This window comes from Nonomuraea sp. NPDC051298 (genome assembly GCF_055586305.1).
This window is the reverse complement of record NZ_JBVJIM010000032.1, coordinates 67,617-88,066: the sequence shown is the minus strand read 5'-3', so window position 1 is coordinate 88,066 and position 20,450 is coordinate 67,617. Positions and strand designations below refer to the sequence as shown.

General features: G+C 72.8%; 8 protein-coding genes. 3 read left to right on the top strand and 5 right to left on the bottom strand.

Annotated features, from left to right (window positions below):
• The first annotated feature begins 4 nt into the window (after positions 1 to 4).
• Genes ACZ6S0_RS47245 through ACZ6S0_RS47235 form a run of 3 tightly spaced genes read left to right on the top strand, consistent with a single transcriptional unit; the run spans position 5 to position 10,957 of the window.
• Positions 5 to 9,892 (top strand): WXG100-like domain-containing protein, encoded by a 9,888-nt coding sequence (locus tag ACZ6S0_RS47245; protein ID WP_465926629.1) that lies wholly within the window; start codon positions 5 to 7, stop codon positions 9,890 to 9,892.
• Positions 9,893 to 9,894: 2 nt separating this feature from the next.
• Positions 9,895 to 10,419, top strand: coding sequence for a hypothetical protein (locus ACZ6S0_RS47240; protein WP_465926628.1), 525 nt, complete (start codon positions 9,895 to 9,897; stop codon positions 10,417 to 10,419).
• Positions 10,412 to 10,957, top strand: a complete 546-nt coding sequence (locus tag ACZ6S0_RS47235; protein WP_465926626.1) for a hypothetical protein — start codon at positions 10,412 to 10,414, stop codon at positions 10,955 to 10,957. Before ACZ6S0_RS47240 ends, ACZ6S0_RS47235 begins: the two co-directional genes overlap by 8 nt.
• 121 nt (positions 10,958 to 11,078) lie before the next feature.
• Here the strand turns inward: ACZ6S0_RS47235 and ACZ6S0_RS47230 are convergent, their stop codons facing one another.
• From ACZ6S0_RS47230 to ACZ6S0_RS47210, 5 genes are all read right to left on the bottom strand, one after another.
• Entirely contained in the window at positions 11,079 to 12,218 is a 1,140-nt protein-coding gene (locus tag ACZ6S0_RS47230; RefSeq protein WP_465926624.1) for a M20 family metallopeptidase, read from the bottom strand.
• A gap of 26 nt (positions 12,219 to 12,244) precedes the next feature.
• On the bottom strand, positions 12,245 to 13,795 hold the full coding sequence (locus ACZ6S0_RS47225) for an AbgT family transporter (protein WP_465926622.1): 1,551 nt from the start codon (positions 13,793 to 13,795) through the stop codon (positions 12,245 to 12,247).
• 186 nt (positions 13,796 to 13,981) lie between these two features.
• Entirely contained in the window at positions 13,982 to 14,314 is a 333-nt protein-coding gene (locus ACZ6S0_RS47220; protein ID WP_465926620.1) for an AzlD domain-containing protein, read from the bottom strand.
• A complete protein-coding gene (locus tag ACZ6S0_RS47215; protein ID WP_465926618.1) occupies positions 14,311 to 15,099 on the bottom strand; it encodes an AzlC family ABC transporter permease in 789 nt (262 codons plus the stop codon). Before ACZ6S0_RS47215 ends, ACZ6S0_RS47220 begins: the two co-directional genes overlap by 4 nt.
• Before the next feature lies 1 nt (position 15,100).
• Complete coding sequence (locus ACZ6S0_RS47210) at positions 15,101 to 20,437, bottom strand: amino acid adenylation domain-containing protein (protein WP_465926616.1); 5,337 nt, start codon at positions 20,435 to 20,437, stop codon at positions 15,101 to 15,103.
• Positions 20,438 to 20,450: the final 13 nt, after the last annotated feature.

The following is a 20,450-nucleotide window of genomic DNA, read 5'->3' as shown; positions in this document are numbered from 1 at the left end:
GTAGATGTCGTACACGGGCGGAGTCCACGTCCAGGGCCCCGACGGGCAGTCGGCTCAGCGGGCCGTCATCCGGATCGACAGCGACACGCAGCCCGCGTGGGACAGCCTGGGCCTGCCGGAATGGGTGAACACCTGGCTGATCCCGCTGCTGTCCGCCGGTCAGAAGTGGCCCAAGGCCAGCGAGAGCGGCCTGTCCACGCTGGCGAGGGCGTACGCGGCGCTGGCCGACGAGTCCGTCGTGTCCGTCGACTCCGCGGGCACCGCCGCGCGTACGATCGTGACCGGCTGGGAGGCCCCCGCCGCCGAGGACTTCGTCCTCAGGGCCCGTGAGCTGTACAGCCGCGAGGGCGGCCTGACCGGGGTGAACGGCAACGCGAGGGCGTACTCGGAGCAGGCCAACAACTTCGCCATAGAGACGCAGTACTCCAAGATCTCCATCAACGTGGCGTTCTGGGTGACGGTCATCGCCATCTTCATCGCCCTCGTGGCGGCGTTCTTCAGCGCGGCGATCTCGATCGCGCTGGTCGGCCCGTACGCGGCCGGGGCCCGCGCGGTGCTGAGCCGCATCCTCGTCAGGCTCGCGGCGGCGGCCGCCCGGAGGGTCGGCGCGACCCGGCTGGCCCGGGTGGCCGTGCTCAGCGGTCCCACCGGGCGGAGCATCATCACCCGGCTGCTGGCCACGCCGCTGGGCCTGGAACTCATCGAGGAGATCGGTGAGGAGTTCTTCATCACCGTGTGGACCCAGTACCAGCAGATCAAGATGGGCACCATCAAGGGCTGGGACTGGAAGAAGATCCAGGCCGCGATCCTGGGCGCGGCCACCGGGGCGATTATCGGCATGGTGGTGGCCGGTCCCATCTCCCGGATCGTGAGCAGGCTGGGCGTGCGCGGCTTCGCCGGACGCGCTCTGACGGTCGGCCTGACCAACATGATCGCCTCGCCGGTCGGCAGCTTCGTCGCCAACGGCGTCGTGTACCAGCAGTGGCAGAATCCGTTCACGTCCGACGCGCTGCTGGGCGGCTTCATGGGAGGTGTCGGGCGTACCGGGACCATCAGCCCGTTCAACCCGAGCGTCGCCATGGCGCTGGCCAGCCCGCTGAGCACGCTGGCCGACGCGTACAACGCCGCCGCGGGGGGTCACGGCCCCGGCAGCGGCGGAACGGGCGACCCCGGAACGCCGAACGGGACGCCCACAGGCCCGCAGGGCGGCCCGCCCGGCACGCCGGGGACCGTGCAGGGGCCAGGACCGGTCACGCCCCCGTCGCCGAGCACGTCCGGCGTCCCGGCGGCCGCCGGTGCCCCGGCGCCGGCGGGCCGTCCCGGGCCCACGGTGCCGAACCCCGACATGTCCGCCCAACGGCGCGCCGCCGCGGGCTCCGGCCAGAACACCGTCGCCCCGGCCCCCGACGAGCCCCCCCGCCAGGGCGACAGTGCCGCCGCCACGCCACAGGGCAGGACCCCGAACGCCACCCCCACCCAGAGCGGCGCGACCCAGAACGGCGCGAGCCAGAACGGCACCCAGAACCCGGCGACCCCGCACGGCGGCGAGACGACCGGTCGTGGCGCGACGGCGGGCGCACCGGCCCCGGGCGGCGCGACGACGCCGGACGGGCCGACGTCCCAGGGCGACGGGACGGCGCAGGGCCGCGCCGCCACGAGCGACCCCGCGACGGCGAACCAGCAGAACGGCCCGGCGGCCGTGGACGGCGCGCCCGCGGCGCAGGACGGCACACCGGCGACGACCGGCGCCGCCCCCGGCGGCGTCACGAACGTGGGGGAGACGGGCGGCACGAGGCAGGCGGCGGCCCTGATCGGGGCCCCGGCCCCGATCAGGGCGCGGGCGGCGCTCGTGGACGCGCTGACCGCCGAGTTCCCCGGCGCGGTGCTGGGCCCCGCGGGCGACCTGCTCGTCCCCGGTCCCGGGGGCTACCGCGCCGTCTCCAACGCCACCATGAACCGCATCCGCAGAGCGCTCGACCTGCGGGCCACGGAGGTCGGCAACCAGTCCGACCTGATGGTGGACGCCGCGGCCATGCTGGTGGTCGCCCTGGCCGACGACTCGATGTCGTCGGCCGTCCCCGGCTCCGCCGCCCCGTCGCCGGCCCTCACCAGCAGGCCGGGCACCGTCACCTCCCGCTCCGTCCCCGACACCAGGTACGTCGCGGACGGCCGCGTGGGCTCGATCCTCACTCTGACCGAGACCCACGACGGCACCGCCACGTTACGCCCCGAGCACTTCGCCCATGGCTCCAACGGGGTCGAGGGCCTCGAATGGCGCCCCGCGCCCACGGACCCGGACCCGGCCAACCAGGTACTCAAGGTCCGGACCACGAGGAACGGCCCCCAGCACTTCCGCCCCATGATCGGCCGTCTGGACCCCGGGGTCATGGCCACGACCGTGCTCAGGTCGGGCACAGCGGCGGACCCGCACCTGGTCGTCTTCGCGCCCGGAGTCGCGGCGGACCAGCTAGCGAGGGTCTGGCTGCACGAGATCACCGACATCCTGCAGGTGCTGTCCGCGGAGGACGCGGGCAGGCTCCGGAGACTGCTGCGGACCTTCTCCGGCCGGCGGCAGGAGAGCGCGGACAACTGCGTGGCCGCCCGGCGCAACGAGCTGGCGTACCTGACCGAGCAGTGGGAGCGCGCCACGACCGTGCCCGAGCAGCGCCAGTTGGCCGTGGACATCCACGGCGTGATGCTCGACCTGAAAGCCCGCGGCGCCAAACCACCGCCCGCGCCCTGGGAGCCCAAGCAGGGCACGAGACGCAGCCACCAGCCCGCCGGGCTGGGGCCCGACCCCAGTCCCAAGGACGCGCGGGCCGTCATCAAGACGCTGGCCAACGCGGAGGAGGACCTTCGGCGACAGGCCACTTTGCGGAAGGAGAGCGCCGAGCAGGCCGGGCGGGAGGCCGTCGAAGCGACCCAGAAGGCCGAGAACGCGCTCAACGACCACGACACCGGCAGGTTCCTCCGCGCCGCCGAGGCCCAGGAGGAGGCGCGCGCCCACTGGGCCAAGAAGGCGCGGGACCTCAGGATCGCCAAGGCGTACAGCAAGGCGGCGGCGGAGGCGGCCGCGGCCAGGCAGGCGTACGAGCGGTACGAGCGGCTGCTCACCATGCTGAGCCGGGGCGCCAAGCCCACCAGCCTGGGCCCGGTCAGCCTGCCCGCCCTCGCCACCGTCGCGGGGAACGAGGCCGAGCGCGCCCGCAGGACGTACCTGGAGGCGCTGCGCAACGTGCTGCCCTCGAAGTTCTCCCTGTCGGAGGCGATGCCCACCGGACGGCTGGCCCATCTGGACGCGCTCACCGACACGGTCAACGAGATGCTGCGGAGCAAGGGCGTCAGCCTGCGGGTCACCCCCGACGAGCTGGAAGGCGCGATCAAGGCCAACTACCACGACGTCGTCTCCGGCGACGGCATGGTGCTCAGCCTCGGCTGGGGCAAGGACGCGGTCGAGTTGTCGATCCAGCAGTCCCTCTCCGACCTGGTGGAGGTGCACGATCCGGCGGTAAAGGCGTCCGAGATGTCGGTGGGCCTGTTCTACCAGTACGGTCACACCTACACCGCCGCGCAGTCCGGCAACGCCTCCATCTCGGCGGACGTCGACACCAGGGCGCTGATCCCGGCCATGCCGGAGGTCTGGAGGGAGCTGGCCCAGGTGGTCGGCGTCGGCACCGGGTTCACCGCCGGGCGCAGCGCGTCGGTCTCGGGCGGGGCGAAGGACACCACGGACGGCGGCTCGGTGGCCGACAACCGCAGCGAGTCGATGCTGTTCGAGGCCAAGGCCGTCTGGTCCGTGAGAGTGCGCACCCAGGAGGACAGCGGGTGGGGCGAGACCACCAGGGTCAGCTCCGGCACTCCCAGCGACCCCGGTGTCCAGCGGATCTGGGTGTGGCACTCCTACCTCGACCAGACGCCACCCAGCGAGGAGACGATCCCCGACAACCTGCGCGACCCGGAGATGCCCAACGTCGAGCCCATCAGCATGACCGGCATGGAGGCCGCGCTCAAAGCCCTCGAAAGACATCTCGGCGGCGACTTCGCCAGGATCGGCACCAACGCCCACAGCGACCTGCGCACGTTCGTCACCCAGACCATCATGATGCGGCTGCGGCACGCCGCGAACGAAACGCTGTCGGTGCCCCTGCTGGTCGAGGGCGTGCCGTACGCCACCATCAAGGTCAAGAGCGAGATCGTGCTGGAGGAGTCCAGGCGGGAGGGCGCGCCGACCGCGGAGGTGCTGGAGGAGGAGGTGCTCACCCAGTCCACCGCCTCGCCGACCAGGATCGAGTACGGAGGCTCGGTGGAGGGCAGGGTGTCCGGCGGACCCATCCTCGAGAATCCGGACATTCTTGGACCGGTTGGCGACTACCATCCCGACACGGTCACCCCCGGGGGGAAGGGCGCCAGGCCGGTGGCGCAGTCGTCCGCCTCCACGGCCAACGAGGCGTCCCACCACGTGGAGGTGGACAAGAGGAACGGGCGCTCGCAGGCGTACCGCGCGGTGGTGAAGCACACGTTCACCGTGGAACAGCTCGGCAAGCCCCCCGTCGAGCTGCCTCCGATGAAGGCCGTGGCCCTGATCCGCATGCAGGAGTCGGACGCCTACCGCTTCGGCCTGCCCGTGGCCAAGGAGGCGGTGGTCATGGAGAACGGCCGGCCGAAGACCGACGCCGACGGCAACGTGGTGATGAGCGACAGCTTCCAGCGGGTGCTGCCCAAGGGCCGCAAGGCCGGACTGCCGGAGTGGCTCGGCGACGGCGACGAGCAGTTGCGCGGCGCCGCGGGGCCCACCGACGTCCGGAGGATCACCGGGGTGGACGGGCTCGTCACGGAGGTCCTGGCCAAGCTGGCCGAGATGGGGATCGTGGCGAAGATCGAGAACGGCGTGCGCGAATACGACTCCAACCGGTTCGTGCGCGCCGCTCAGATGTTCGCCGAGATGGACGTCGCCGCCCACCTCAACGAGGCCGCGCTGCGTGGCGGCTTCGACCAGGCGGCGCAGAACGGCATGCTCGTCCCCGTGGTCCAGTACGGCTTCAACGCCGTCCCCGTGGTGCACGGGCTGCACATCGTGCTGCGGCAGGACTTCGCCGACCCGAGTTACGCGGGGCTGGTCAACAAGGTGCACACCGGCCTCGACATCGGCAGCGACACCTCGGGACGGTCCATCAGCCGCTCCAAGACGATCAGCGGCGGGGCATCGGGCAGGAAGAACGACGGCCCAGGGGCGAAGGAGGACGGGATCGCGCACTCGGCGGGCCCGGACGGCGCCGTGAACCGGACCTACTCCGTGGGCTCCTCCGTGGGCAGCACCGTCAACTGGGTCAAGATGTCCGAGGACGGGAAGGAGAAGGGGTCCGCGGGCATGTGGGTCGGGGGGACCCTCGAGGTCAGCCTGGTGCGCGGCGACGGCGAGGAGACGTCGCTGGCGCGCCGCGACGTCAAGACCCTGCTGCTCATTCCCACCGACATGCTGCCCAGGGACGGCGGGCCGAGCCTGTCCGGGCCGGTGGGCAGGTCGGCGAAGAACTCCGCGAAGGAGGCCACGAGGAAGCTGCTGGCGCACGCGACCATCGAACACTTCGACGGCGGCCGCGAACTCCGGGACCTGCGGAAGGTCCGGGGGCTGCTGCCGAGGGCCCTGCGGGGGGTCATGGCCGTGCTGGTGCAGATCTGGTCGATGCTGAGCCGGCACTTCCTCGCCGCCCACCTGCTGGAGGGGCGGCCGGTCGCCAACGACCTCGTCGTCGACCCCAGCGGCCTGCTGGGCACGCGCGTCTCCGCGGAAGTCACGGCCGAGCCCGGCGAGGCGCGGGTCGTCGACGTGGTGGACGCGGTGACCGGCAAAATCCTGCTCGGCCTCAGCAGCGCCGGCGTTTCCTGGGGCACGGCGATGAACTACATGGCCGCTGTGGGGAACTCCGTCGCCGACCTGGACGAGCAGGGCTCCTCCAGAGACAGCTTCTCGCTCTCGGCGCCCTCGCGTTCCTGGGGCAGGGCGGTCACGACCGCGCTCCTGGCCATCTGGGGCACCGAGGCGCTCGGGATCGAGGTTGGCCGGAAGTACCGCTTCGTCGCGCCCGTGGACGTCATACTGAAGATCACGGGCAGCCACACCAACCTGATGCCGATCGAGGCGCCACGGCTCCCGGCCCGGCCGGGCGAGTCGGGCGGCTCGCTGACCAGCCGCGGCAACGTGCTGTTCACGGTCCCCGAGCGCGAAGCGCTGCGCCTGTACGCCGACGGCGAGATCAACCTGCCGCTGCCCCTGGTCGCCGACGCGGTCGAGCGATTCACCAACGGCAGCATGAAGCTAGACAGGACGCTCGCCGTCCCCCTGATCATGACCTACGTCAAGGCCAGGGCCGAGGCGCTGGCCCGCAACGAGGAGATCGGGGTCGGCGCCCTGCACACTCCCGAGACGCTGCTCAAGGCCGTCAAGAAGGTCGCCGGCCTCGGCCACAGGGGGGAGGCGCTGCGCCAACTGGACCAGGTGCTCAGCGAGGCCAGGGATCTGATCGAGCGATCCAGGGAGGTCGTGCTCGCCGAGCAGTACCAGAACGCCATCGGCATGAGCGAGCCCAAGTCGTTCGTCGTCACCGACGCTCAGGGCAACACCATCGACCTGGCGGACGCGGTGGCGAACGCCGTCAACGCGGCCATCCCCGGCGCCGCGGACGCGGTGGTGAACTCCGTCGACGGCAACGAGGTGACCACACCCAACCTGGGCAGGCAGCTCAGGGTGGACTTCGGCGCCGAGCGGCCGCTCATCCGCCTGGCGCAGATGTGGTCGCGACGCGGGCTGGGGCGGCAGTACAACGTGAGCGGCGGCTCCCTGGCCGACGGGGCCCAGGTGGTCAACGTCCGGGTGCGCGTCCAGCGCGCTCGGGGAGAGGACCCGAGGAAGGCGACGCTGGTGACCCACATCACCGACGCCGGGCTCATCGTCCAGCACTACCGCTACGTCGAGGCGTCGCACACGGAGGCGCGCAACGCCGCGTACGCGGTCGGCTTCGACTACGCGGCCGAGGGACAGGACTCCGACGCGCTCAAGGCGGGGCTGTCCACCAGGCGCGGTCGCTCCTCCTCCAGCACCAGTAGCTGGCAGACGACCATGATCCAGCGCCTGGCCCTGTTCAACGGCCTCGACGTGGTGTCGGAGGGCATGATGGTGACCATCGAGGTCGACTACCGGCCCGCCCGGGTGCGGCCGCTGCCGTTGGAGAGGTGGATGCCCCGCTCCGCGGCCGCGATCCGGGCGGCGGTGGACCGGGTGCGCCGGCGGCGCGGCAGCATCGTGCACACCTACGACGCCACGATGGTCCGCGCCATCCCGGGCGGCATGACCATCCCGGCCGACCAGGACCCGGGGCCGATCCCGTCCGTGATCGACCCGCGCCAGGTGGAGTTCGACGCCCCCTTCTTCCCCAACGCCCTGTGGGCGGACCCGGTCAGGCCCACGCTGGTCAGCGTCGTCACCGCCCAGCTCAAGAAGATGGTCGGCCATGCCCCGGTCGAGGAGCACGAGGGCGAGCTGGACGCTCTGCTGTCGGAGCCGGCGCTGCTCACCGCCCTGGCGCGGCAGTCGGGGCGCGACGGCGACACCATCTCGCAGGTGGCCAGGGACAAGGTCCGGCATCGTGGCATCGACCTCAACGTCAATGCCCGCCTGTCGGACCTGACCGTCGTGGCCGGGCCGTTCGAGGGGGAGCTGGGCCACACCGCCAGACAGGCCGACGCGCTGAACGCGTCCCTGACCCGCGGCCGGCCCCTGCCCCTGGGCATGTCGGCAAGCTCGGCCGGCGGCATGCCGGGCCTCGGCTACAGCACGAGCGCCGGGGCGCAGTCGTCGGAGAGCATCGCGACCCATCATGGCGCGCGCCGCGAGCGTCAGATGTTCCAGAAGGGCAAGCTGTACACCGTCCAGCTCAGGGTGGACTACGACCTGACCTTCCAGCGGGTGAAGCTCCAGGACGGCAACGCCTCGACGAACGCCGGCGACCCGGTCCACCTGCCGGGCGCGAGCCGCGCCACCGTGCAGGTCACCCTCTTCGGGGAGGACCTGCAGAAGCTGTACGCCCAGATGGAGGCCGGCGTGCGCAGGTCGGCCGCCCTCGACCACCTGCCCCAGTTCCGCTTCCGGCCCGCCCGCAGCCGCTTCGGCCTGATCCGGGGCCTGCAGGACGCCCGCGTGGCGGCCCGCGAGCGCGGCGAGGTGGCCCTGGTCCGCGTGCACGACTCGCACGGCGTGCACGACTATCGGGCGGCGCCCGACGGCACCATCTCCAGCGAGAGGCCCGACGGGGGCTTCGCCGAGGCGTTCGCCACGCTGCCGACGCCCCTCCTCGACGCGGCCGAGCAGGCCGGCCTCAACCTGCGGAACGTGTTCATGAACTCCCACGTGACCGGCACCTTCACCGAGCAGGTCACGGCTGAGCTGAAGGCCAGGAACGCCCTCCCGCCCCCGGCGGCGGACCCTCCCTTCCCGGCCGCGGCCTCCGAGCCCGCCGCCCAGCCCGCTTCCCCGACGCCGAGCCCGCCCGCGGGCGGCACCTCCCCGGGGACGAGTTCGCCCGCCGCGCCGACCGACCCGGAGATCGCCGGTACGCCGCTCGCCGCCACCGCCCGCCCCGACGGCGTGCGCGACCTGGACCTGGCGGAGGTGGGCCGCCAGGACGTGTCACCGGCCGACTTCGGCGGCGCGGTGGCGGCCCTGCGCCGGCCCGCGGCCGATCGGTTCGTCGTGCAGGTGCCCGCCGCCCCCGACGAGCACGTCAGAATACGGGTGGGCGATCCGGGCCCCGGGCTGATCGGCCGTACCGACCTGCGCTCGGGTACCCAGGCGGACCCGCACGTGGTGTGGATCGCGCCGCGTGCGCACCCGCAGGTCGTGTCGGCGGTGCTGGTGCACGAGCTGTCGCACATCGTCCAGGAGCAGGCCGCCCGGCGGGCCGGGGCGCCGCAGGGCGTGGTCAGGCCGGCGCTGTCGCCCCGGCAGGTGGAAGGCACCGACCACTGCCTGACACCCCGGCTGGACGAGCACGCGCACCTGTCGCGCAAGTGGCACGCCACCGCGGACCCGCGGGCGCGGGAGCAGATCGCGGCGGCGATCGACACGGTCGCGGCCGACCTCGAACGGCGCGGCCACCCCCGGCCCGCCCCGCCCTGGGCGGCACCGGACGCCGGGACGTCCCCCCGCAGGTCGCTGGCCGACCTCCTGGGCGGCGGGAGTCGTACCTCCCCGGCGCACCGCCCGGCGCTGCCCGAACTGGCCGTCGCCAGGGCCGTCCAGCGGGCCGCCGCGCTCATGGGCGCGCGGGCCAGGGAGCGCGGCCCCGGCCTGCTCGCCATCGAGCTTCCCGGGCGCCCGCCCATCCCGGTCGAGATCTGGCCGGCGGCACGGGCGGACGCCGCCGCGCGGGGCGTGCTGACCTACCAGGTGGACGACCGCAGCACGATCGGCGCGAACGAACGGGCCGCCGCCGCGGCGACGGCGGGTGCCATCGCCGCCGCGCTCGGCCTGCCGCCCGCCGACCACCAGGCCCGCGCCCAACTGCACGAGGCCGTCCGCCAGGTGCGCGCGGCCACCGTCGAGCAGCGTCCAGGACGGCTGGGTGTCCTGCACGCCCTGGCCTCCGCCGCCCCCCACCGGATCGTGCCCGCCGCGCTGGCGGCCGAGCTGGCCACGCTCGTCGCCGCGCCGAACCCGGCCGACCGGCACGCGCGCTGGACCCGCGTCCGCGCCCTGGCCAACGCCACCGGCTGGCTCCCCGAGGACGAGGAGTGCACCTGCGAAGACGGCGAGCCCTGCACCTGCGGCGCCCAGATCAGGGAGGAGCTCAGGGAGATGGTCGAACAGGGCATCATAGAAGCCCTGAGGAAAGGATGATCATGACCTTCGCGGTAGCGCGGACGAGGGATGAGGCACACCTCTACCTCGACCTGCACCCGTGCGCGTGCGGCAGCCCCGAGACCACCTGGGACAGCGCCCTGGTCGGCACCGAGGAGGGCCTGGCCAGCCGCTACTCCGGCGTCTGCGCCGAGTGCGGCGCGCAGCGCGAATACCTGTTCGGCCTGCCGGACAAGCCCGTGCTGCCCGCGGGCCACCCGACGTTCGGCGGCGCCGAGCCGTCGCAGCTCCTCGACGCGGGGGAGTGGCTGTGGGTGGCCGACCTGTCGGCGGGCAACGTGCCGGTGGACGACGACGCCGAGGCGCGCCGCGCGCTGTCCGTGGCGACGGCGGCGGTCGAGGAGGTCGTCAAGTTCGTCCCGCCCGGGGCCGACGAGGTGCCCGAGGACGGGTTCTGGTCGCAGCGGGGGCGGGAGATGCGGGCGGCCGAGCCGGGCCGCTTCCAGCTCGACCGGCTCCTGATCGTCCGCGACACCTACCGTGACCTGGTGGCGCGGCATGCCTGAGCGGGGGCGGGCGCGCTGCCTGGTGGAGGCGTACGTCTACCTCGACCTGGTGGCCCCCGGCGGGTCGGAGCGGGCGTCGGTGACCGACGAGCCCGGCGCGTGGGTGGTGCGGGCCGACGACGTCGAGGTGCTGGTGCCGTACGCGGCGGAGGAGGCGGCCGGTCTCCAGGGGGCGACGTTCGGCGCCGGGGTGTCGGAGCTGCTCGACCCCGGGCAGTGGGTGCTGATCGGCGCCGCGTACGCGGGCCGCGCCCTGGAGGCCGGGCTGTTCTTCACCGCCGACCCGTCGTCCGGCCTCGAGGGCTACGACGCCGTCGTGGCCGACTGGGGCTTCGCCGCCGACGCGATGGAGGAGGCGCTCAAGTTCCTCCCCGGCGACGCCGCCGAGCTGCCGCAGGAGGCGTTCTGGACGGAGATGGGCAGGTCGGCCCGCGACGCCGAGCCCGGCCGCTTCAGCAGGGCGCGGATGGAGAGCGACCTCGCCTTCTACCGGCAGAGCCTCGACGACTTCCGCCGCCTGCACCCCCACTGGAGCTGACCCGCGCGGTGAATCCGGGGCCGGTGCGCGGCCCCAACCGGCATCCACCGGCACTCACCGGACTCCTCGGCCTCGGTCCACGAGACCTCCGCCGAGGATCACACACCGGCCGCGGGCGAGCCTAGGCGTCGAAGCCGCTGATGAGGTCAATGGTGAGAGCCGTGCGCTCGGGGATGTGAGCGACGATGGCGTGCTCGGAGCGGGAGTGGGACCCGGCCCCCACCGGGCCGAGCCCGTCGAGCACCGGGCGGCCCAGCGCGGAGACGAAGTTGGCGTCGCTGGCGCCGCCGACCCCCGCCTCGCGCAGGTCCAGGCCCTGCTGGAGGGCGGCCTTGCAGGCCCTGGCGAACAGGTCCTCCGAGGCGGGGTTGGGCGTCATCGGCGGACGGTTCCAGCCGCCGGTCAGCTCGATGGACACCCGCGGGTCGGGCGAGCGCAGCGCGGCCAGCGCGGCGTCCACCCGGGCCATCTCGTCCTGGCGGGAGACCCGCACGTCGATCCCGCAGGTGGCGCGGCCCGCGGTCACGTTGGTGCCGGTGCCGCCGTTGACCAGGCCCACGTTGACGCTGGTGCCGCGTTCGAGCGCGCCCAGCGTGGTGATCTGGGTGATCAGCGCCGCCATGGCGTGGACGGCGCTGGCGCCCGCGGTGGGGTCGAGCCCGGCGTGCGCCTCGACGCCGGTGGCGGTCACCCCGAAGATGCCGACTCCCTTGCGGGAGGTCTTGACCGCCCCGTCGATGGCGCCCTCGAAGACCAGGGTGGCCAGCGCGCCCTCGCTGGCCGCCTCGATCAGGTGGCGGGAGGCGGGACTGCCGATCTCCTCGTCGCCGTTGAACAGCAGGCGGACCGACGGGTACGGGAGCCCCAGCTCGCGCAGCCCGCGTACCGCCCAGACGGCCTGGACGAGCCCGGTCTTCATGTCGAAGACGCCGGGCGCGCTGATGACGCCGTCGGTGATCTGCCACGGCCACCCGTCCAGGGTGCCGGCCGGCCACACGGTGTCGTAGTGGCCGACCAGCAGGACGAACCCGGGAGCCGTGCCGTGGTAGGTCAGCTCCAGCGCGTCGCCGTGGCGCCCGCCGTCGTGGCGGGTCTGCGCGTCCGGCGGCCCGATGCGGTCGGCGGCCCACGCCCCGATCTCGTCGAGTGCTCGGTCGAGGAGCCGCTTGTCGTCGCTCGGGCTCTCCAGTTCGACCAGCTTGCGCAGGTCGTCGAGCATGACGGGAAGGACTTGGTTGGTCCACATGGGAGCCGGTGTCACAGAACTTTCCTTAATCTGAGAGGGAACTACCGTACGGGCACGCCGGGCCCGAGCGGGATGCCGAGGGCCCACCAGGCGAAGAAGAGCACCGTCCAGGTGACGAGCATGACCAGGCACAGAGGCAGCACGAGGGCCATCAGGGTGCCGATGCCCGACGACTTGCGGTAACGCTGGACGAACCCGAGCACCAGCACGAAGTAGGGGCTCATGGGCGACAGCGCGTTGGTGCAGGAGTCGGCGATGCGGTACAGCGCCTGGGTGGTCTCCGGCGGGATGTCCAGCAGCATCAGCATCGGCACGAAGACCGGGCCGACCAGCGCCCACTGCGCCGAACCGCTGGTGATCAGCAGGTTGATGACGGTGACGATGAGCAGGATGCCGATGAAGACCACGGGCCCGCTGACCCCGGCGGCCTTCAGCAGGTCGGCGCCCTTGATCGCGGTGATCGTGCCGATGTTGGTCCACTTGAAGTAGGCCAGGAACTGCGAGATCGCGAAGAACAGCACGATGACCGGGGCCATCTCCTTCATGCCGTGCGCCATGAAGTTCGGCACGTCGCTGCTGCGCTTGATGGTGCCGACGGTGCGTCCGTAGACGACGCCGACGACGAGGAAGGCCACGCCGATCAGCAGGGCGATCGAACCCAGCAGCGGGCCGCTCACCAGGTCGCCGTTCTCGCCGCGCATCGGCGAGTTGGACGGGATGATGGCCAGCGCGACCAGCGCGGCGATCACCAGCAGCGCGAGACCGGACCAGCGCAGGCCGCGGCGCTCCAGGTCGGACAGCTTCAGGTCGGACAGGTCGCCGAGGTCGGCGTCGTCGTCGACCGGCATGCTCTGCGCCCGCTTGGCGATCACGGTCTCCGTCACCAGCGTGATGACGGCGGCGAGCACGAACGAGGACGCGAGCGAGAAGAAGTAGTTGGCCAGCGGCGTGACGGTGACGTTGGGGTCGATGGTCTGCGCGGCCTCGGTGGTGATGCCGCCCAGCAGGACGTCGGTCGGGGTGACCACCGGGCTCGCGTCGAAGCCGGCCGCGACCGAGACGTACGCCACGATCACGCCGATGATCGGGTTCCGGCCCACCGCGTAGAAGGCCAGGCCGCCCAGCGGGATCAGCACGATGTACGCCGAGTCGGCGGCCGCGTGGGAGATCATGCCGGTGAAGGCGAGCGCGAAGGTCACCCAGCGCCCAGGCACGCGGGAGATGCCGCGCTTGAGCACCGTGGCCAGCAGCCCGGACTTGTCGGCGACGGCCACGCCGAGCATGACGACGAGCACCGTGCCCAGCGCGGGGAATGTGACGAAGCTCTCGATGGCGTCGCCGAGCATCAACTGCACGCCCTCGAAGGAGAGCAGGCTCTGCACGGCGACGGGCTTGTTGTCTGCGGGGTTGACCGCCGAGACGTTCATGGCCGCCAGAGCCCAGCTCAGCACCATGATGAAGACGCTCAGGATGACGAACAACCAGAACGGATGCGGGAGTTTGTTCCCGACGCGCTCAATGCCATTGAGAATACGCATGGTCGCGTCGAGTGCGCGCGACTCTTTTTTCTCAGCCAGGGGGGTGGTGGACATGGGCCCTGATGTTAACGACACCAAGAATCACACGCAAGTTGGTAAGCGCGCCTACCCATGAGTAGTGAACAACGCTTCCAGCGCAAATCTGCCGACGGGAAAGTTGATTATGTAACCGCAGGTCACGACGGTTTTGTTGCGTTCCAAAACGAGAATTCGCCGACCGCCGGGCCGACATCTTGTCGATCAGCCGAGCAGCCACCGGCTCAAATAGAACGCGGCTATTCCGATCGCCGTGGACAGCAGAAACCTTTTCGAGACCATCCCCGCCGCGAAGGTGACCACCCCGCCGATCAGATAGGGATTCGCCAGGCTCAGCTCGAGTCCTTTTCCGGACGGGGCGAGAATGGCCGGGAACACCAGCGCCGCGAGCACCGCCGGCGGCGTGTATTTCAGCAGGGTCTCCACCAGCGGGGGCATCTCCCGGTCGGCGAGGACCGCCAGCGGCAGGTAGCGGGGCAGGAAACTGCACAACCCCATGCCGACGATCAGCAGCACCACGCCCATGCCGTCGCTCATGCCTTGCTCTCCTCGGGCTCGTCGCTCAGCTCGGGCTCGTCGCCCCGCCTGGGTTCGTTCTTCCTGACCGCCCGCTCGCAGCCGGTCCCGACCACCGCGCCGACGACCGCGGCCAGCACCACCCCGAGGTTGTACGGCAGCCCCTGCGCCAGCAGCGCCGTCACCCCGGCCGAGCAGATGGCCGCGGCCACCCGCCAGTTCACCAGTCCGATCGCGAGCATGGCGACGAACATCGCGGTCACCGGGAAGTCGAGGCCGAGCTTCGTCACGTCGGGCACGGCGGACCCCAGCGACATGCCGACCACCGTGCACAGCATCCAGGTGACGTACAGCGTCGCCGACGCGCCCAGGAAGAACAGGTGCTTGTGGTGGGTCAGCCTGCCGTTGCGCAGCCGGTCGATCGCCACGAAGAACACCTCGTCGATCAGCCCGAAGCCGAGCACCACCCGCCAGCGCTGGGGGACCTCCTTGACGTACGGGATGAGGATCGTGCTGTACAGCAGCATGCGCAGGCCCAGGATCAGCGTGGTCAGGATGATCGCGGGCACGCTCGCGCCGTCGGCGATCAGCGCGAAGCCGACGAACTGCGCGGTGCCGGAGTTCACCGCCATGGCCAGCCCCAGCGTGGCGAACTCCGACAGCCCGCTGGACAGCCCCAGCACGCCTCCCGCGATGCCCATCGGGATGGCGGAGGCGAGGAAGGGCATCGTGCTCCTGGCCCCGGCCAGGAACTGCTGGCGCGGAGTCGGCGGCGTCACCGTCTCGGGTGGGTCGGCGATGGCCATGTCAGCGCTCTTCCTTCCATAGCGTGCGCACCAGGGCGGCCACGGCGTCGGGTGCCGTGTGGGTGAAGTAGTGGCCGGCCGGGCCGATCTCCGCGAGCCGGGGCGCGGCGGAGAAGAGCGACCAGGCCGTGTGACGCCGGGCGTATCCGGGGGTGAGCGGGTCGTCGGCGGAGTAGACGGCGGTGAGGGGGGCGGCGAGCGGGGCCGTCCCCTCCTGCTCGGCCCGTTCGAGCAGGTAGGTGTTGGCGGCGCTGGAGTCGTGCCGGAAGACCTTCGCCACGAACGCGGCCTGGTGGGGTTCGAGCGCGTCGAGCCCGGTCAGCCCGGTGACGTCGGACAGCCAGGCCACGACGTCGGCGTCGCCGATCGTCTCCGCCTCGCGGATGGCCTCGCGGGTGGCGGCGGCGTCGTGGAGCAGCTTGCCGGCCACGAAGACGTGCAGCGGCGGGCGGCCCGCGGCCTCCAGCAGGCGGGCCGTCTCGACGGCCAGGGCCGAGCCGACGCAGTGGCCCCACAGCAGCACGGGGCCGGTGAACGTGGCGTGGATCTCGTCCGCCACCAGCCTGGCCGCCTCCGGCACGCTCACGAGGGGCTCGTCAGGACGGCCGGCGTCGTGACCGGGCAGTTCGACGCCGTGCACGGAGACGCCGCCGTCCTTGCCCAGCGCGGTGGCCAGCCGCTCGAAGTTGACGGCGTTGCCGCCCGCGTACGGGAAGCAGACCAGTGCGCACGAGGCCGGGTCGGGATCCTCGGTCAGGGCCCTGAGCAGCCCCTGGGGACCTGCCGCCGTCCCCATAGCCCCCGTCCCCATGGCCCCTGTCCCGATGGCCCCCGTCTCAGCGGCCCCCGCCGCGAGGCGGGCCTCGGCCACCGCGCACAGCGGCCCGAACGTGGAGTTGCGCATCAGGTCGGTGAGCGTCACGAGGCCGCCCATCTCCATGACCACCCGCATGGCCGACAGCGAGGCGCCGCCCAGCTCGAAGAAGTTGGCGTCGAGCGTGATGGACTCCGGCGGCACGCCGAGCACCGCCGACCAGGCCCGCGCGACGCGTTCCTGCACCGGCCCCTCTGGGCGGCCCTCACCACCACCGGCGCTCGGCGCCTCGACGCGGTGGAAGACCCGGCGCGCGGGCTCGGGCAGCAGCTCCAGGCGGTCCGGCAGGCGGCGGGCTCGGGCGGGCACGGTGGTGGCCCGGCCGTCCGCGGCGACGAGGGAGATCGTGCCCGGGGTGGCGAAGGGGACGCGCAGCCCGTACGCGTCGACGACCCGCGGGCGGAGCGGCCGGTCGGCGTCGGGGACCAGCCCGTCAAGCGCCGCGGGGAGCCCGGCGGACTCCTCGGCCGCGGCCAGCGCCGCCCGCTCCTCGGCGGGCAGCAGGCCGGCGAGGTGGTGCGGGTCGTCGGGGCCGGCGGTCATCGCCTCGAACACCGCCGTGTAGTACGCCCCCATCCTGGCCACCTGCCACGGCTCGAACAGGTGGGCGTGGTAGTGCAGGCTCAGCCGCACCTCGTCGCTGACGAAGTGCCGCGAGAACTCGGCGCGCAGCACGAACTCCGTCTCCGAGTCGGCCCGCACGTCGAGCAGCGCGAACCCCTCGCGCGCCTGCAGCTCCTTGAGCAGGTAGAAGTGCGTGAAGTTGAAGGCCGTCTCGAACAGCGGGTCCTGCGTCCCCAGGTCCTGCTTGGCCTGCGCCATCGGGTAGCGCCGCGCGGGCAGCAGCTCCGTCTCCGAGCGGTAGACCTGGCGTACGAGGTCGGCCCACGACCCGGCGGCCAGGCGGGCGCGGAAGGGCACGGTGTTCAGGAACAGCCCGATGGCCTCGGTGGCGCCCTCGGTCTCCGGCCGTCCGCTGTGCTCGTAGCCGGTCATGACGTCGCTCTCCCCGCTGACCAGCGAGAGCACCTTGACGTGCGCGGCCAGCGCGACGTTCTTGACCGGCACCGCCAGCCTGTCGGCCAGCGCCACGATCCGGTCCGACAGCCCGGCGGGGAACTCCACCTCGTGGAACACCACGGGGAACACGTCGGGCTCCGCCGCGTTCCGCGTCCTCGGCAGCTCCGTGAAGGCGGCGCCCTCCAGCACCCCCGCCCAGTACGCCCGGTGCCCCGGGTCGGCGAGCGAGCGCCGTTCCAGCGCCACGTAGTCGCGGGCGTGGTTGCCCGCCGGGGCGCCGGGCGGCTCCCGTCCCTCCAGCAGCCGGTGGTAGAGGTCGAACAGCGTGGTGTGCACCAGCGTGATGCTCCAGCCGTCGAGCGCCGAGTTGTGCTGGCTGAGCGTGTACCTGAACAGGTCGTCGGCCAGCACGTGCACGTGCAGCCGCACCAGGCCGGGCTCGGTCCACACGAAGCGGTGCGCCTTCTCCCGCTCGGCCCAGTCGCGGAACCACGCGTCCTGCTGCTCCTCGGCCAGCCCGCGCAGGTCGGCGATCGACAGCGGGCTCGGCGCGTCCCGGTGCACGAGCTGCAGGTACTCGCTGTAGCCGGTGAGGTGGTAGCTGGTGCGGAAGATCGGATTGCGGGCGACGAGGATCCGCACCGCCTGCTCGAAGCGTGCGGCGTCGAACGTGCTCTGGATCGTGTAGCTGAGGATGTCGTGGTACTCGACCGTCGCGTGCGACAGCTCGCTCTGGAAGACCAGACCGGCCTGGAGCTGCGTCATCGGGTACGCGTCCGCGACCCCGTCCGGGATCTTCACCCGGTCCTGCGGCGTGAGCAGCTCGAACGGTCCGAGCGCCCGGTCCGCGCCGCCCGGGGCGCCGGAGGCCACCGCCGCCAGCGCGGCGACGGTCGGGTGCTCGAAGAGCTGCCTGAACGTGAAGTCCAGGCCACGGGCGCGGGCCTTGGCCAGCACGGTGACGAAGCGGATCGAGTCGCCGCCGAGCGCGAAGAAGTTGTCGAGCACCCCGACCCGCTCGCGGCCGAGCACCTCGGCCCAGACCTCGGCCAGGTCCGACTCCCGCGGGGTGCGCGGGGCCACGTACCCGGCCTGCTCGACCGGCTCGGGCAGCGCCCGGCGGTCCAGCTTGCCGTTCGGCGTGAGCGGCCAGCGCAGCAGGGTCACCAGCCGCGCGGGCACCATGTACTCGGGCAGCGCGCGCCGCAGGTGGTCGCGCAGCTCGCCCTCGGGGACCGGTGACGGCGACAGGACATAACCGCACAGGTACGCCTGCCCGTCCCGCTCCGAGCGGACCACGACGACGGCGTCCCGCACCGAGGCGTGCTCCCGCAGCCGCTCCTCGATCTCGCCCGGCTCGATGCGGTACCCGCGCACCTTGACCTGGTGGTCCATCCGGCCCAGGTACTCGATGGAGCCGTCGGGCAGCCGCCGGGCCCGGTCGCCCGTACGGTAGACGCGCTCCTCGCCCGCGTGCGGGGCGGCGGTGAACCGCTCGGCGGTCAGCTCGGGGCGGCCGAGATAACCCCTGGCGAGCTGGACCCCGGCGATGCACAGCTCACCCGGCACCCCGACCGGCTGCGGGCGCAGACCGGCGTCGAGCACGTGCACGCGGGTGTTGGCGACCGGCAGGCCGATCGGCACCAGGCTCTCGTCGCCCCGGCACGGGTGGTGGGTGACGTCCACGGTGGCCTCGGTGGGGCCGTACAGGTTCACCAGCCGCGCGCCCTGGATCACCTCGCGGAACCGCCGGGCGTGCCGGGGGGACAGCGCCTCGCCGCTGGCGAACACCTGCCGCAGCGGCTCCGGCCCGTCCTGCGCGCCGGCCACGTGGTCGAGGAAGACGTCCAGCATCGGCGGCACGAAGTGCATCGTGGTCACGCCGTGCCGCCGGATCGCGGCGACCAGCGCCTGCGGATCCCGCTCCGCGCCCGGCTCGGGCAGGCACACCGCCGCCCCCGCGAACATGGCCCAGAACAGCTCCCACACCGAGACGTCGAAGGACGTGGGCGTCTTCTGCATGATCACGTCGGCGGCGGTGACCGGGTAGGCGTCCTGCATCCAGGCGATGCGGTTGACGACCGAGCGGTGCTCGATCTGCACGCCCTTGGGCTCGCCGGTCGAGCCCGAGGTGTAGATGACGTAGGCCAGGTCGCGGGCGTCGCCCAGGACGGGCGGCGGGCTCGTGTCCGGCGCGTACGCGGCCTCGTCCGTGAGGTCCAGCACCACCGCGGCCTCCCCCGCCAGACCGGCGAGATGGGGCTGGGTGAGGACCAGGGGCGCACCGCTGTCGCGCAGGAGGTGGGCGACGCGGCCGGGGGGATTGCCCGGGTCGATCGGCAGGTACGCCCCGCCCGCCCGCAACACGGCGTGCACGGCCGTGAACATCTCCGGCGAGCGCTCCGCCAGCACCGCCACCAGGTCGTCGCGGCCCACCCCGTGCGCGCGCAGCGTGTGCGCCAGGCGGTTGACCCGCGCGTCCAGCTCGGCGTACGTCAGGCGGAACCCGTCGCCCACCACGGCGACGGCGTCCGGGGTCGCGGCCACCCGGCGGGCGAGCAGCTCGTCCAGCCGCGCCGTGTCGTCGAAGGCGGCCCGCGTGGCGTTCGCCCGCTCGCTCAGCGCGCGGTCGTCGCCGGAGCGCAGGTCCAGGCCGGTCAGCTCGGCGTCGGGACGGGCGGCGGCCTGGCCGAGCAGCGCCGCGCAGTGGGTGAGCAGGCGCCGGGCGCTGTCAGGGGAGTGGCTCTCGGCCCGGTGCCGCAGCCACAGGGCCAGTCCGTCTTCCCGGCGCAGGAACGCGAAGACGAACGGGAACCCCGGCCCACCCGCGGCGCCGTCCGGGGCGCCGTCCGCCGGGGGGACGACGAGCACGTCGGTGAAGGGAGAGCCGCCCCCGCCGGGTGCGCCGCCGGACTCGCGCGCGAGCAGCTCGACCGGGTAGTCCTGGTGCTCGACGGCGGCCCGCATCCGGCCGGCGACCTCGCCGAGCAGGCTGCGCAACGTGGTGCGGGAGCCGATCGGCAGCCGCAGCGGCAGCGTCGCCGCCAGCGGCGGGGGACCATCCGCGACCGGGACGGCGGGCACGGCCAGCACGACGTCCGCCCCGCCGCTCTCCCTCTCGCCGGTCTCCGTTTCGCCGGTCTCCGTGCCCCCCGCGTACCGCTGGAGCAGCGCGCCGACCGCGGCGACCAGCACCGCGTGCAGGGCGGCGTCCCGCCCTCGTGCCAGCTCCATCAGCCGCTCCGCCAGGGCGGGGCCCAGGTCGAGCGTCACGGTCGCGTACGCGCCGCCCCCGGGCGGGCCGCCCGCGAGCGGCCCGCCGTCGGCGGGGAAGCCGGAGCGTTCGGGCGCGGACGCCAGCTCGGCCCGCCAGAACGCGCCCTCGCGGGGCCGCTGCGCCGCCGCGACCTTGAGCCCGCCCAGGGTCTCGATGGATTGCATCATGCTTCCTCAGCCG

Excerpts from the sequence above, each read along its gene's own strand:
- ACZ6S0_RS47245 (WP_465926629.1), top strand. The coding sequence starts at position 5 with ATGTCGTACACGGGCGGAGTCCACGTCCAGGGCCCCGACGGGCAGTCG.
- ACZ6S0_RS47240 (WP_465926628.1), top strand. The coding sequence starts at position 9,895 with ATGACCTTCGCGGTAGCGCGGACGAGGGATGAGGCACACCTCTACCTC.
- ACZ6S0_RS47235 (WP_465926626.1), top strand. The coding sequence starts at position 10,412 with ATGCCTGAGCGGGGGCGGGCGCGCTGCCTGGTGGAGGCGTACGTCTAC.
- ACZ6S0_RS47225 (WP_465926622.1), bottom strand. The coding sequence starts at position 13,795 with ATGTCCACCACCCCCCTGGCTGAGAAAAAAGAGTCGCGCGCACTCGAC.
- ACZ6S0_RS47220 (WP_465926620.1), bottom strand. The coding sequence starts at position 14,314 with ATGAGCGACGGCATGGGCGTGGTGCTGCTGATCGTCGGCATGGGGTTG.
- ACZ6S0_RS47215 (WP_465926618.1), bottom strand. The coding sequence starts at position 15,099 with ATGGCCATCGCCGACCCACCCGAGACGGTGACGCCGCCGACTCCGCGC.
- ACZ6S0_RS47210 (WP_465926616.1), bottom strand. The coding sequence starts at position 20,437 with ATGATGCAATCCATCGAGACCCTGGGCGGGCTCAAGGTCGCGGCGGCG.